Here is a 14,261-nt window from a genome sequence, read left to right as displayed (position 1 = left end):
GGAACGGTTCATGGCCGGTCAATTGCCCGGCAAGGAAAACAGGACGATGGCGTCCGCTTTGCCGGATGAAGCGGAAGCCCGCGCTGCATTGGTTCTGGCACTGCGACAGCGCGGTGTCGGGGCGAGGAACGTACTGGCTGCAATTGAACGCGTCCCCCGGCGCCTTTTCCTGTCCGCACGCCATCACAGTCTTGCCTATGAAGACGCAATGCTGCCGATCGAATGCGGGCAGATCGTTTCAGCACCTTCGATCGTTGCCTTCACGGTACAGGCGCTAGCAATCGACTCCAGTCACGTGGTTCTGGAGATAGGGACCGGTTCCGGCTATCAGGCAGCCGTTATGTCCCATCTGGCCGCCCAGGTGGAAACGCTCGACAGGTTCGCCACATTGACGGATCTGGCGACACGTCGTTTTGAGGCGCTCAAACTGACGAACGTGAAAGCCCGGCAGGCCGACGGTTTGAGCGAGTTTCGCCAGAAAGGCCCCTACGACAGGATTGTCGTCAACGCGGCAGTGGAAGAAGTGCCAGATCCTTGGCTGCAGCAGCTGAAACCGGGAGGTATCCTGATCGCGCCGGTCGGTCAGGCAAAAAAGGCCCAGCCGTTGATCAAGTTCCAGAAAACCGAGAGTGTTGTGACTGCGGAAACGCTGATGATGGTGCGGACGGTCATGTTGCAGCCGGGAATCGCCAAGAAGCTCTAGAACGGTGTTTCATTCCGATTCTTTGGCCCATGCATTCGTTGAGCTTACTCGACCACTTGCCTGTTCAAATTTACTATAATCGGCGCGATTGCTGGCTTTCTGGTTTGCTTCAATACTGAGAAATCGTTGTTTTTCAGCGAAAGCGTCAACCGTCTTTAGCCTTTATAAACCTTACTGCCGTCTACTCTTAACCATAACAGCCACAGTCAGCGGTTAGAGTTAAGGCGATGATGAAGCGGAAGCGTACCCTCCGCAGGGATCTGATGGGCAAGGTAGCGACAGTGTCGCTGGTTGCTGTTGCTCTCGCGGGATGTTCCAGCGCGGTCGAGCGATTTGGTGAACCACCCTATTATACGGGCAATACCCAGAATCAGCGGGATATTCTCAACGGCGGCCAGAAGCAGCCGACATACCAGGATATCGTGAATGGGCCTGGAGGGACCGCCGCAGGGCTTCCACAGAGTTCATCCCAGCCGGTGACGACGGGGTCCATCCCGAACAGAGCACCATCTGTCCAGTCTGCGCCGTTGCCGGCGCCGGTGACGACGGCTCAGCGTCCTGCACCTGTCCGCACAGCACCAGTTGCGACACAGCCCGCACCTGAAGCGGTGGCATCGGCCGGGAATGTGAGGAGTTGGAAAGGGTGGACATCTGCCGGCGGAACCCGGGTGCAAATGCGTCAGGGTGATTCCATCAATTCCATGGCACGCCGGTATGGTGTTCCGATCCAGGCTATTGTTGCTGTCAATGGCATCGACGACCCGGCAAAGGTACAGCCGGGCCAGAGCGTCATCATCCCGACTTACGTTTACGCTGAACGAAACGGTTCAACGAGCACGACTGAAGGCGAAAGCGGCAAGGTCAAACTGCCGACAGCTGGACGAAGCGATAATGTTGTCACTGGCTCCGTGCCGACGTCTGTCGGGACGATGCCGAGGCCTGATCAGAAGAACGGTCAGCAGCCGACATTTGCTGATATCAGCCAGGGCAAGGTCGACGTTGACCGCGTCAGCACCTTGCCGAGGCGCAAGCCTGGTGGATCCGATCAAACTCTGACGACAGCTTCCATTTCGTCCGGATCGTCTTCCTCAAGCGTGCCAACACCGCGCCGTCAGCCAGAGACTTCATCCGCCGCTTCGCAACCCGTTGCTGCGGCACCGTCGGGAACGGTAGAGAAAACCAAGCTGCCACAGCCCGCTCTCACGCAGGAAGCCCGGCCCACAGAACCGATCAAGACGCCAACTGTCGTTGCCAAGGTTCAGGAAGACGACAGCGCGGATGCCAAGTTCCGGTGGCCTGTTCGTGGCCGTATCATCTCCGACTTCGGCGCAAAGCCGGGTGGTGGAAAGAACGAGGGTGTGAATCTTGCTGTTCCTGAAGGAACACCTGTTCATGCTGCTGACGACGGTTCCGTGATCTATTCAGGCAACGAACTGAAGGGCTACGGTAACCTGATCCTCGTTCGTCACAATGACGGCTGGGTCTCTGCCTATGCACACAACAGCGAGTTGAAGGTCAAGCGGGGCGATACGATCCGCCGCGGCGACGTGGTTGCGCTGGCGGGCGCGACTGGGTCAGTCAACCAGCCGCAGCTCCATTTCGAACTGCGCCAGGGCAACAAGCCCGTCGATCCGCTGAAATACCTGCCGCGACGCTGACGCTGACAATTCTCGTATCCGGTGGGACCTTGCGATCCGCCGGATGAGAAAAGGCAGTCCGTGGCCAAAAACCGTGAACCTTGTCAATCAGCCCGGCCCTTGCGCCGGGCTTTGTCATTTCAGGAAATCGTCTTGCCGAGCCTGCCGGCCAGATCCTGAATGAACTGAAAGGCGACACGGCCCGACCGGCTGCCGCGCGTCGTCGCCCATTCCAGCGCTTTTGCCCGCAATTCGTCGGCTTCGATCTTCAGGTCAAAGTGTGCGGCATACCCGCGCACCATATCCAGGTAGTCGTCCTGGCTGCACTTGTGAAACCCGAGCCAAAGCCCGAACCGGTCCGACAGCGAAACCTTTTCTTCAACGGCTTCTGCGGGGTTTATTGCTGTCGAGCGTTCGTTCTCGATCATGTCCCTTGGCAGAAGGTGACGGCGGTTCGAAGTGGCATAAAAAATGACGTTGTCAGGCCGACCCTCGATCCCGCCCTCAAGAACGGCTTTGAGCGACTTGTACGAGGTGTCGTCATTGTCGAAACTCAAGTCGTCGCAAAAGACGATGAACCTGCAGGAAACGTCCCGGATGAGGTTCATGAGTTTGGGCAGCGACTCGATGTCTTCTCGATGAATTTCAATGAGTTTCAAGCCGGCGGAAGCGTTTTCGACGGCGATCGCTGCATGGGCAGCCTTGACCAGTGAGGATTTGCCCATGCCTCTGGCGCCCCAGAGCAATGCGTTGTTTGCAGGTAATCCCTTCGCAAACCGGCGCGTATTGTCGAGAAGAAGATCACGCACATGGGAAACCGCACAAAGCAACGTGATATCGACGCGATTGACCTTTTGAACCGGTAGCAGTTCACCTGGATCAGGCGCCCAGACGAAAGCGTCAGCAACCGAAAAATCCGGGCGGCCGGGACGGGCTGGCACCGCACGTGCGATAAGGTCGATCAGGGAATCGAGTTTTGCATTTAATGCGGTGAGGTCGTTTTCAGCGTTCATTCTTCTTGCAAGCCCTGTCAAAAAGGCCCATGTCAGGCCCTGAATTAAGTGATGGCAGGATTAACACGGTGCGGGAAACACGAAAACGTCAGTTATTCCCATACCGGTACGCTGGAAACTGCTTGCAAAGCTTGAAATGAGGCGCGCCGCAGTTATAGTCCGCGCCACCAGAATGAGAGCGTTTTTGCCGAAGACCCGACAGAGGGGTCGGTGGTCACCAAAAACGCCACTTAGGAGAAGTGAATGTTTATCACACCAGCCTACGCGCAGGCAGCCGGTCCGGCAGGCGCTTCCGGTTTCTTGATCCAGATCCTGCCTTTCGTGGCGATCTTCGCAATCATGTATTTCCTGATCATCCGCCCGCAGCGTCAGCGCATGAAGAAGCATCAGGACATGGTTGCCAACCTTCGCCGTGGTGACACCATCGTGACCACCGGTGGCCTGATCGGCAAGGTTTCCAAAGTCGTAGACGACGGTGAAGTGCAGGTCGAACTTTCCGAGGGCGTCAAGGTTCGTCTCGTACGTTCCATGGTGCAGGAAGTGCGCTCCAAAACCGAACCGGCCAAGGAAAACGCGTAACGCGATCCGCGCCGCTTCGATGATACCGCCGGGCCGGTTCAGATCGGCCTGGCTGCATTTAAGGCTTGACCATGCTCTATTTCGCACGCTGGAAAATCGCGCTGATCGTGCTTGTGGTTGCCGCTGGCATCCTGACCACGCTGCCGAATTTCTTCTCCCAAAAACAACTTGAAAGCTGGCCGGACTTCCTGCCGAAGAACCAGATGGTTCTCGGTCTCGACCTTCAGGGCGGTGCTTATCTGCTTTATGAAATCGACAAGCAGGATTACGTCCAGAAGCGCATGAAGGCGCTGGTCGGCGATATCCGGTCAACCCTGCGCGAAGATCCGCGCATCGGGTATACGGGGCTCGGAGTTCAGGGAGACGCCGCTCAGGTTCGTATTCGCGATCTGTCGCGGCTGGCCGATGCGGAAGAGCGTCTGCAACCACTCGTCAACCCGCTGGCCTCCAGTGTTTTTGGCGGTCAGGCGGTCAATGAGTTTGACATGACCGTGACGGAAGACGGTCTGGTTCGATTTTCCTATTCCGAGCGTGGCCTTGAGGATCGCATGACGAATATCGTCCAGCAATCCATCGAGGTCATCCGGCGTCGTGTCGATGAACTGGGGACTACGGAACCCAGCATCCAGCGCCAGGGCGCCGACCGGATTCTGGTCGAAGCGCCGGGTGAAGATGATCCGGAACGCTTGAAAGATCTCGTCGGCCAGACGGCGCAGCTCACTTTCCACATGGTCGATACGTCCATGTCCGGCGAACAGGCGCTTCAGAACCGTCCGCCTGCAGGCACTGTCATCATGACTTCGGTTGATGATCCGCCCATTCCTTATCTTCTCGAGGAAGCGCCGCTCCTGTCGGGCGAAGACCTTGTCGATGCTCAGGTCAGCTTCGACCAGCGCAACAACGAACCGGTTGTGAACTTCCGCTTCAATCAGTCCGGCGCGCGCAAGTTCGCCCAGATCACGCAGCAGAATGTCAACCGTCCGTTCGCAATCGTGCTCGACAATGAAGTCATTTCCGCGCCGGTTATCCGTGAGCCGATCACCGGTGGTTCAGGTCAGATTTCCGGCAGCTTCACGCTGGAGGGCGCCAACGACCTTGCCGTGCTGTTGCGCGCCGGTGCGTTGCCGGCCAAGCTGACCGTCATCGAGGAACGCTCTATCGGTCCGGGCCTCGGCGCTGACTCCATTGAAGCAGGCAAGTTGGCGTCTATCATCGGCGGCGGTCTGGTGATCGTCTTCATGATCCTGGCCTATGGCCGCTTCGGCATCATTGCAGACCTTGCTCTGATGGTGAACATCTTCCTGATCTTTGGTGCGCTGACAATGCTGCAGGCAACACTGACCTTGCCCGGCATTGCAGGTATCGTTTTGACGATCGGTATGGCGGTGGATGCGAACGTGCTGATTTTCGAGCGTATTCGCGAAGAAGCAAGGGCAGGGAGATCTGTCATTTCTGCGGTGGATGCTGGCTTCAGCCGTGCCCTCGGTACGATCCTGGATGCCAACATCACGACTCTGATCGCCGCCGTGATCCTGTTCCAGCTCGGCTCGGGTCCGGTCAAGGGCTTCGCCGTGACATTGGCCATCGGTATCTTCACCACAGTGTTCTCGGCATTCACGTTCAGCCGGTTGCTGGTAGCCCTTTGGCTCCGCCACCGCCGTCCGTCGAAATTGCCGATTTGATCCGGGAGACTTTCAAATGTTGCTGAGAATTGTTCCGGACAACACCAAAATCAAATTCATGTGGCTGCGGAAAGTCAGTTTTCCGCTGTCCATCGTACTGGTGATCGCATCAATCGCCGCCTTCTTCACCGTTGGGCTAAACTACGGCATCGACTTCAAGGGCGGTACCATCATCGAAATCAAGACCGATGGTCCGGCCGATGTTGCCTCGATCCGTTCCGATCTGTCTTCCCTGAACCTTGGGGATGTCCAGGTGCAGGAATTCGGCGGGTCGGACGACATTTTGATCCGTGTTGAAGAACAGCCGGGTGGCGAGCTTGCTCAGCAGGCCGTTATCGGCAAGGTGCGAACCATTTTCGAAGGTCAGGAAGTGGATTTCCGCCGCGTCGAAGTTGTGGGCCCGCGTGTTTCGGGTGAGCTTGCTCAGGCAGGGGCAATCGCGGTTGCCGCCTCGTTGCTGGCGATCCTGTTCTACATCTGGTTCCGCTTCGAGTGGCAGTTTGCAGTTGGGGCCATTCTGACAACGGCCAACGACGTGGTCATAACCATTGGCCTGTTCGTCCTGCTGCAGCTTGATTTCTCGTTGTCCAGTATCGCGGCCGTTCTGACCATCATCGGTTACTCACTCAACGATACCGTGGTCGTTTATGACCGTATTCGCGAGAACCTGCGCAAATACAAGAAGCGGCCATTGACGGAAGTGCTCGACATGTCGATCAACGAGACGCTGTCTCGTACGACCATGACGTCTCTCACGACGCTGCTGGCGCTTTTCGCGCTTTACATCTTCGGCGGTGAGGTCATCCAGTCGTTCACCCTGGCAATGATCTTCGGTATCGTGATCGGCACCTATTCGTCGATCTTCCTGGCGGCTCCTTTCCTGATCCTGTTCAATCTTCGTGCGGAGGCCATGTCTCCGAAGGACGACGATGGCGAAAAGGATCCAAAGGCGAAAGCGTCGGCTTAGGGACGGTACGATGGAAATCCGCGATGCGCATTTTCCCGGTCGGGCGCCGCTCGAAGCTTATGGCAACGGCGGCTTCCGGTTTGCCGGGATGTCTCATCGCGGATCCTTGTTATGCGTTCCGAGCGGAATCTACGGCTGGGACGTTAGCGATGCGTCCGCCTTTACTCCTGAAGCCTTTCAGAAGGTTCTGGAGGAACAGGCGGACATTGAAGTGCTTCTGGTCGGAACCGGCAAGGAACTTCGACCTTTGCCGGCAGAGCTGAAAACGCTGTTTCGGGAGGCGGGCATATTGTCCGACCCGATGTCGACAGGCGCCGCGCTTCGGACCTTCAATGTGCTTTTGTCGGAAGACCGGGCTGTAGCTGCTGCACTGATCGCTGTCGACTGAAGCACCTCAAAGGCTATCGGGCTTTATGACGACCGATTTTGAACATGCTGCCGATGTGGTTCGTCAATTTGACAAGGACCGCTATCTCAGTGCGTTGCTGGCACCAGAAGCCCATCGCAATGGACTGATGGCGCTCTATGCCTACAGCGCCGAGATTTCCCGTATTCGAGAACTGGTGTCGGAACCGCTTCCGGGTGAAGTTCGGCTACAATGGTGGCGAGACCTGCTCGAAGGCACGGAACATGGAGCTGTTGCGTCCAATCCGGTTGCCAATGCCTTGTTGCAGACGATCGACCGATACGAATTGCCGAAAGAAAGCCTTGTGGCGATGGCGGAGGCAAGGGTTTACGATCTCTACAACGACCAGATGCCAAGTCTCAACGATCTGGAAGGTTACGCTGGTGAAACCGTTTCTGGGGTGATCCAGCTGGCTTGCCTTGTCTTGAATGATGGCAAGGAAGCCGGCACGGCAACGGCCGCAGGGCACGCGGGCGTGGCGTATGCGCTGACCGGTTTGATGCGCGCACTTCCTTGGCATGCGTCGCGGCAGCAGATGTATTTGCCGAAGGACGTCTGTGACCGGCACAATCTTGACGTCCAGTCAGTGTTTCGAGGAGAAACGACGGCTGAACTTCGGGCTGTGCTTGCTGAAATGCGTGGCCATGTCCGCCACCACATCGGCCGTGTGCGTCAGGCGTCGAAGGAAGTACCAACTGCCTGTCAGGCAGCCTACCTGCCATTGGTTCTTGTGGAGCCATTCCTGAAAAAACTGGAACGGGAAGACCTGGATCCGTTGAAGCAGGTCGCGGAGATGTCTCAACTCAGGCGGCAATGGATGCTCTGGCGAGCGTCCGGGAACGTACTGAAGGCCATCTGATCCCGTATGGGCTGATTTCCAGACACGCAAACAGGCGCTTTCCCGCGAGAAAAAGCGCCTGTTTGAAAATCATGAAAATGCATTCGATCCGGCCGCACATGCCTGAACATGGGGCCAATCGGCACCGACTATTCGGCGGCCTGTTTCACAAGGCCCAACTTGGCCTGCCAGCCCGTGAAGTCCGTTTTCGCCCGATTGGTCATCGCAAGCTTCTTTGCACGGGTCTTGTCCTTGCCTTTCAGTCGCTTGCCGTTTTCATCCTTGTTTGGTGCGTCCACTTCGGGGAAGAGGCCGAAATTGACATTCATCGGCTGGAAAGAGCCCGGTTTGCCGGCACCTTCGTCCCGTGTGATATGTCCGCCGGTAATATGACCGAGCAGCGCACCCATGGCAGTCGTTGCGGGTGGCGGGACGATCTCCTGACCGCGGGCTTCAAAGACTGCAAACAGTCCGGCGAGGCAGCCGACGCTCGCCGATTCCACATAGCCCTCACAGCCGGTGATCTGACCGGCAAACCGCAGCCGAGGATCGGCTTTGAGCCGTAAGGTTCCATCGAGAACCTTCGGCGAGTTCAGGAAGGTGTTGCGGTGAAGGCCGCCAAGGCGAGCAAATTGTGCGTTTTCAAGGCCTGGAATCATCCTGAAAATGTCGGCCTGGGCACCGTATTTCAGCTTTGTCTGGAAACCGACCATGTTGTAGAGCGTGCCGAGTGCATTGTCCTGACGCAATTGCACAACCGCGTAGGCCTTCACCTCCGGATTATGCGCGTTGGTCAGTCCCATGGGCTTCATCGGGCCATGCCGAAGTGTTTCGCGGCCGCGGGCAGCCATGACTTCAATTGGTAGGCAGCCATCAAAGTAGGGCGTGTTTTCTTCCCATTCCTTGAAGTCCGCTGTTTCACCTTCAAGAAGCGCATCGATAAATGCTTCGTATTGCACCTTGTCCAGCGGGCAGTTGAGATAGTCCTTGCCAGTGCCGCCAGGCCCCACCTTGTCATAGCGGGACTGGAACCAGGCCTTGGAAAGATCAACACTTTCGAAGTGGACGATCGGTGCAATAGCGTCGAAGAATGCAAGAGCATCTTCCCCGCTTTTTTCCAGGATTGCCGCCGAGAGAGCCGGTGACGTCAGCGGTCCCGTTGCAATGATGACCTTTTCCCAGTCAGAGGGGGGCAGACCTGCGACTTCCTCACGCGAGATCGTCACATTTGGATGATTTTGAAGTGCGGTCGTTACAGCGTTGGAGAATCCGTCCCGATCCACGGCAAGTGCACTGCCGGCAGGTACCTGATGCGCGTCAGCGCAAGACATGATGAGAGAACCGAGCTGACGCAGTTCATGATGTATCAGGCCAACGGCGTTTTGCTCGGAATCGTCAGAACGAAAAGAATTCGAGCAGACAAGTTCGGCAAGACCTTCGGTCTGATGAGCATCCGTTTTGCGGACAGGGCGCATTTCGTGGAGGACGACGGGCAGTCCGGCTTGTGCGATCTGCCAGGCAGCCTCTGAACCGGCAAGGCCGCCGCCGATGATATGGATGGGGGTCATTTTGTGTCCCTGGGACTTGTTCCGGCCGCCTTTCGTCACCGACTTGCGGCAAGGTGGATCCGGACAATTGCTTTGCCGCCCTGATTACAGGCAAAGTCGGGCAACCGCAATGTGCGCCATATCGATGTGACGGAATGGTCTGATGTCGGGCACCGATATGATTGCCGACAAAACAAAAAAAACGCCCGCCGGTGGGAGGAAGGTACCGGCAGGCGCTTTTGGAGTTCCACGCATGGAGCGCGGAAGATGCGGTCATCAGGTTGGGAGGAGGATACCTTCTGACCGCGAAGCTTTGTTATTTCGCAGACATGCGCGCGTAGCGAGCGATGTCGGAGCGGGCAATGCCCAGGTCGTCCAGTTCGCGGTTGGACAGGTTGGACAGCTCGTCATAGGTCTGACGGAAGCGTTTCCAGTTATTGAATTTGCGAACAACAGTATCGATCATGGTTTAGGCCTTTCGCTATCTCATGGCCATGGCACCGCGGATCGGCGTCTGGCCCGTTCATCTCTTACAGGCTGGAAGATAGGTGTTTTGTGCAGTGCGAGGTAGAGGGGAAATTGCGAAGCTGATATGCAAAAAATGCAGATTAAAAAAGCCTTAATGGGTTGAAATGGCAAAACGACCCGCATGCTTCGCATAGCTGTCATGATTTGAGTGTTCGCAGGTGCGAAATGGAAATGGAGTCGGGAGGGTTCCTTTCTACGGATCAGTCCGTCATTTGGTCTCGCCTGAAAACTCTAGACTGACCTAGTACGCACAAGTGATCTGCGCTGACGGAAGGCAGGCGGCGATAGCGGAGAAGACGGTTGAGTTCACAAGACAGGTTGTCGATCTACCAGCCCAATCGAAAACATGGCATCGCAACAAGCGAAGACATAAAATTATCCGAATGCGCCCCCGGCCCGGGTAACGACCCAGCTTGTGAATACCTATTTTGTGCTGACTTGCATCGTTTGGGCTTTCTCACAGGGAATGCTTCGCTTGGAGGAATGAGCGAGCTGTCGCCGCAAGAGCAGAGACATCGACCTGGAGACAGTTGAGCACATCCAGATATCGCACTTGGCGTTGGAGTGTCAGAATTTTGAGGAATCTCTTGCCTGACCAGACAGGGATGGGAGGAAATCAGGACGCCAGAAAAACGAACGCCCGCCAGCGGGAGGAGGTGCTGGCGGGCGACGTTTCGACGTGACAGGGCTGGGAGGAGGATGCCCTGCGTGTCACACGCCCGTCGGCTGGGAGGAGGATGCCTAGGGACGCGATCTCTTTATTTCATTCAGCCAATCTGACGACGCGCGACAAATTTGATGTCGCTGCGGCAGATGCCGAGGTCGGCAAGCTCACGGGCCGAAAGGCGGGACAATTCGTCAACCGCACGGCGGTAGCTTACCCAGTTGCTGTACTTTTGGCGCACGGTGTCAAACATCTTCTTATTCCTTAATTATCGAAACGCGTGTGCGTTCCGCGCCGTTGTTGTCAAATGATATATTTCACCACTCGAAATAAAAGAAGTGCCATCTCTGCATGCCTGACATGCGTTTGATGCAATGCAGCAAAGCTTGCGCAGCCAGAATCGGGATGATTCGTGGAACGTGCGGAAATACAAATGAAAAAGGCATGTGTGCGGTGCACACATGTCTGTCGTCGCGTAACTGGAGACTGGTTAAGACTTATTCCGCAGCGTCGTGTGCCCGTTGCGGACGTCGCTGCAGCAGTTCCTGCAGGAATTGACCCGTGTAACTTTCCGAAACCTCGGCAACGTCTTCAGGCCGTCCGGTTGCAACCACCGTGCCGCCACCGTCGCCTCCTTCCGGTCCCAGATCGATAATCCAATCTGCCGTCTTGATGACTTCAAGATTGTGCTCGATCACCAGTACCGTGTTGCCCTGGTCGACCAGTTCGTGAAGCACTTCCAGCAGCTTTGCGACATCGTGAAAATGCAGGCCTGTCGTGGGTTCGTCCAGTATGTACAGCGTACGCCCCGTCGAGCGCTTGGAGAGTTCCTTCGCAAGCTTTACGCGCTGCGCTTCACCACCTGAGAGCGTGGTCGCCTGTTGGCCGACCTTGATGTAGCCGAGACCGACACGCGCCAGAGTCTCCATCTTGTCGCGTACGGCGGGAACTGCGGAGAAGAACACGGCGGCTTCATCCACGGTCATGTCGAGCACGTCAGCAATCGACTTGCCCTTGAACTCGACCTCGAGCGTTTCGCGATTGTACCGTTTGCCTTTGCATACGTCGCAAGTGACGTACACATCCGGCAGGAAGTGCATTTCGATCTTTATGACGCCGTCGCCCTGACAGGCTTCGCAGCGGCCTCCCTTGACGTTGAAGGAGAACCGGCCGGGCTGATAGCCTCTGGCCTTGGCTTCAGGCATGCCGGCGAACCATTCACGGATCGGGGTAAAGGCACCGGTGTAGGTCGCCGGGTTGGATCTGGGTGTCCGGCCGATCGGTGACTGATCGATGTCGATGACCTTATCGAGCACTTCCAGGCCTTCGATGCGATCGTGCGGGGCAGGGTTGTCCCGCGCGCCATTGAGGCGACGAGCTGCGGCCTTGTAGAGCGTATCGATCAGGAACGTGGACTTGCCGCCACCCGACACACCGGTGACACAGGTAAACGTGCTGAGCGGCACGTCGACGTCAATGTCCTTGAGATTGTTGCCGCGGGCGCCGCGAACAGAGATCTTCCGCTTCTTGTTGATTTTTCTGCGCTCGTCGTTGCGCGAAACCATCATGGATCCAGACAGGTACTGCCCCGTCAACGAATTGGGATTGGCCATGATTTCGGAGGGAGTGCCCTTGGCGACGATCTGCCCGCCATGGACACCCGCTCCTGGTCCGACGTCGACTACATAATCGGCAGTCAGCACCGCGTCTTCATCATGCTCGACCACAATTACCGTATTGCCGAGATCGCGCAGGTGTTTCAGCGTTTCCAGAAGACGGGCGTTGTCGCGCTGATGAAGGCCAATGGACGGCTCATCCAGTACATAGAGAACTCCTGTCAGCCCCGAGCCAATCTGCGAGGCGAGGCGGATACGCTGGCTTTCGCCGCCTGACAGTGTTCCGGAAGACCGGGACAAGGTAAGATATTCAAGGCCAACGTCATTCAGGAACTTCAGCCGCTCGCGAATTTCCTTCAGGATGCGACCTGCGATTTCGCTCTGCTTGTCGTTCAGTTGCTCCGGCAGGGCTTCAAACCAGAGGCTTGCATCGCGAATGGAATGTTCGGTGATCTGACCGATATGCCTGCCGGCGATCTTGACGGCAAGCGCTTCCGGTTTCAGACGGAACCCGCTGCAAGCCGGGCAGGCATGATCGGATTGAAACCTTGCCAGTTCCTCGCGAACCCAGGTGGATTCCGTCTCGCGCCAGCGCCGCTCGATATTGCCGATTACACCTTCAAAGGTCTTTTCTGTCCGGTAGCTGCGGACGCCGTCATCATAGACGAATTCAATCTTCGCATTGCCGGTTCCATGAAGAATTGCCTCGCGCACTTCCGAAGGAAGATCCTTCCAGGGCGTTGCCATGGACACCTTGAAATGACTGCAGAGTGCTTCCAGCGTCTGGGCATAATAAGGTGATGTCGACCCTGTCTTCGCCCACGGCAGGACAGCTCCTTCGCGCAAGGAAAGCGAGTGGTCAGGAACAACCAGGTCTTCCTCGAAGGCGAGTGTCGTTCCAAGGCCATCACAAGTGGGGCAGGCACCGAAGGGATTGTTAAACGAGAACAGGCGCGGCTCGATCTCCGGAATGGTGAAGCCGGATACCGGGCAGGCAAATTTTTCGGAAAAGATCAGCCGTTCCGGGTTGCCGTTCTCGTCGGTCTTGTCGGCAAATTCGGCAATTGCAATGCCGTCGGCAAGTTTCAGCGCCGTTTCCAGTGAATCGGCAAGCCGACCGGAGATATCGTCACGCACGACGATACGGTCTACGACGACGTCGATATCGTGCTTGAATTTCTTGTCGAGGGCAGGGGGCTCGGAAATCTCATGGAAGGTTCCGTCGATCTTGACGCGCTGGAAACCCTTCTTCATCAGCTCGGCAAGTTCCTTGCGATACTCGCCCTTGCGGCCGCGAACCATCGGCGCGAGCAGGTAGAGGCGGGCACCTTCTTCCAGCTCCAGAATGCGATCGACCATCTGGCTGACGGTCTGGCTTTCGATAGGCAGACCGGTGGCGGGGGAATAGGGAACGCCGACTCGCGCAAACAAAAGGCGCATGTAATCGTAGATTTCCGTAACCGTTCCGACCGTGGAGCGCGGATTGCGGGACGTGGTCTTTTGTTCGATGGAGATTGCCGGAGACAGTCCGTCGATCTGGTCGACGTCCGGTTTCTGCATCATTTCCAGGAACTGGCGCGCGTAGGCGGACAGGCTTTCCACGTACCGCCGCTGTCCTTCTGCATATATGGTGTCGAAGGCGAGTGACGACTTGCCAGAGCCAGACAGGCCGGTCATGACAATCAACTTGTCGCGGGGCAGGTCCAGGTCGACGCCCTTCAGGTTATGCTCCCGTGCGCCACGGATGCTGATGACCCGTGTTGGGTCCGCCTTCCAGGCTTCTTCCGACTGCGATCCCTTGGCTGTCTTCATTGTCGTTCTTCCTGACCGCATGCGTCGCCCAAAGACGATTGTTGCTCGCGCATACGCTAAGATGGTCCATTGCCGATGATGTCTGTTTGCCCCGATATAGCAGTTTCGGGCGGAGCTTCCAGTGAGGCATTTTCATTATCGTGCCAGAGGCACTTGTCGATGCGATGCCTGATTGAATCGCTTTTACAGAAATGATAAGAACAAAACAAGTACATTAACGATTACCGCGTCAGGAGCCGAGCAGAAATAGGTGACCGAAACCTCGCAGT

12 protein-coding genes are annotated in these 14,261 nt (G+C 56.8%); 7 read left to right on the top strand and 5 right to left on the bottom strand.

The window, feature by feature from the left end; translation table 11 throughout:
- Window positions 1-10: 10 nt before the first annotated feature.
- Together HEP89_RS22340 and HEP89_RS22335 are read left to right on the top strand one after the other, a co-directional pair.
- Window positions 11-703: a protein-L-isoaspartate(D-aspartate) O-methyltransferase gene (locus HEP89_RS22340; protein ID WP_228148039.1), complete on the top strand. Its 693-nt coding sequence runs from the start codon at window positions 11-13 to the stop codon at window positions 701-703.
- Between the two features lie 674 nt (window positions 704-1,377).
- Window positions 1,378-2,361: a peptidoglycan DD-metalloendopeptidase family protein gene (locus tag HEP89_RS22335; protein WP_209014796.1), complete on the top strand. Its 984-nt coding sequence runs from the start codon at window positions 1,378-1,380 to the stop codon at window positions 2,359-2,361.
- 119 nt (window positions 2,362-2,480) lie between these two features.
- Here HEP89_RS22335 and HEP89_RS22330 read toward each other — a convergent pair whose 3' ends face one another.
- Window positions 2,481-3,353 carry an ATP-binding protein gene (locus HEP89_RS22330; protein WP_022998715.1) on the bottom strand — a complete coding sequence of 291 codons (873 nt, stop codon included), beginning with the start codon at window positions 3,351-3,353 and terminating at the stop codon, window positions 2,481-2,483.
- Between the two features lie 243 nt (window positions 3,354-3,596).
- On the opposite strand from HEP89_RS22330, the gene yajC reads away from it, so the two are divergent.
- The 5 genes from yajC (at window position 3,597) to HEP89_RS22305 (ending at window position 7,846) form a co-directional block, all read left to right on the top strand.
- Window positions 3,597-3,932, top strand: coding sequence for a preprotein translocase subunit YajC (gene yajC, locus HEP89_RS22325; RefSeq protein WP_022998714.1), 336 nt, complete (start codon window positions 3,597-3,599; stop codon window positions 3,930-3,932).
- Between the two features lie 71 nt (window positions 3,933-4,003).
- Window positions 4,004-5,614, top strand: a complete 1,611-nt coding sequence (gene secD / locus HEP89_RS29930) for a protein translocase subunit SecD (RefSeq protein WP_077292903.1) — start codon at window positions 4,004-4,006, stop codon at window positions 5,612-5,614.
- A gap of 16 nt (window positions 5,615-5,630) precedes the next feature.
- Window positions 5,631-6,581, top strand: coding sequence for a protein translocase subunit SecF (secF, locus tag HEP89_RS29925; protein WP_062488805.1), 951 nt, complete (start codon window positions 5,631-5,633; stop codon window positions 6,579-6,581).
- 10 nt (window positions 6,582-6,591) lie between these two features.
- Window positions 6,592-6,969 carry an Mth938-like domain-containing protein gene (locus HEP89_RS22310; RefSeq protein WP_022998711.1) on the top strand — a complete coding sequence of 126 codons (378 nt, stop codon included), beginning with the start codon at window positions 6,592-6,594 and terminating at the stop codon, window positions 6,967-6,969.
- A gap of 25 nt (window positions 6,970-6,994) precedes the next feature.
- Entirely contained in the window at window positions 6,995-7,846 is an 852-nt protein-coding gene (locus HEP89_RS22305; RefSeq protein ID WP_077292900.1) for a phytoene/squalene synthase family protein, read from the top strand.
- Window positions 7,847-7,974: 128 nt separating this feature from the next.
- Here HEP89_RS22305 and trmFO read toward each other — a convergent pair whose 3' ends face one another.
- From trmFO to uvrA, 4 genes are all read right to left on the bottom strand, one after another.
- On the bottom strand, window positions 7,975-9,393 hold the full coding sequence (gene trmFO / locus HEP89_RS22300) for a methylenetetrahydrofolate--tRNA-(uracil(54)-C(5))-methyltransferase (FADH(2)-oxidizing) TrmFO (protein WP_197923276.1): 1,419 nt from the start codon (window positions 9,391-9,393) through the stop codon (window positions 7,975-7,977).
- A 295-nt stretch (window positions 9,394-9,688) separates the two neighbouring features.
- Window positions 9,689-9,838, bottom strand: coding sequence for a DUF1127 domain-containing protein (locus HEP89_RS22295; RefSeq protein ID WP_006933293.1), 150 nt, complete (start codon window positions 9,836-9,838; stop codon window positions 9,689-9,691).
- Window positions 9,839-10,667: 829 nt separating this feature from the next.
- A complete protein-coding gene (locus tag HEP89_RS22290; RefSeq protein WP_006933294.1) occupies window positions 10,668-10,817 on the bottom strand; it encodes a DUF1127 domain-containing protein in 150 nt (49 codons plus the stop codon).
- 244 nt (window positions 10,818-11,061) lie between these two features.
- Complete coding sequence (uvrA, locus tag HEP89_RS22285) at window positions 11,062-13,992, bottom strand: excinuclease ABC subunit UvrA (protein WP_168693068.1); 2,931 nt, start codon at window positions 13,990-13,992, stop codon at window positions 11,062-11,064.
- Between the last annotated feature and the right edge of the window lie 269 nt (window positions 13,993-14,261).

Source organism: Labrenzia sp. 5N (assembly GCF_012395805.1).
Classification (GTDB): Bacteria; Pseudomonadota; Alphaproteobacteria; order Rhizobiales; family Stappiaceae; genus Roseibium; species Roseibium algicola.
This window is presented reverse-complemented; position numbering and strand designations above follow the sequence as displayed.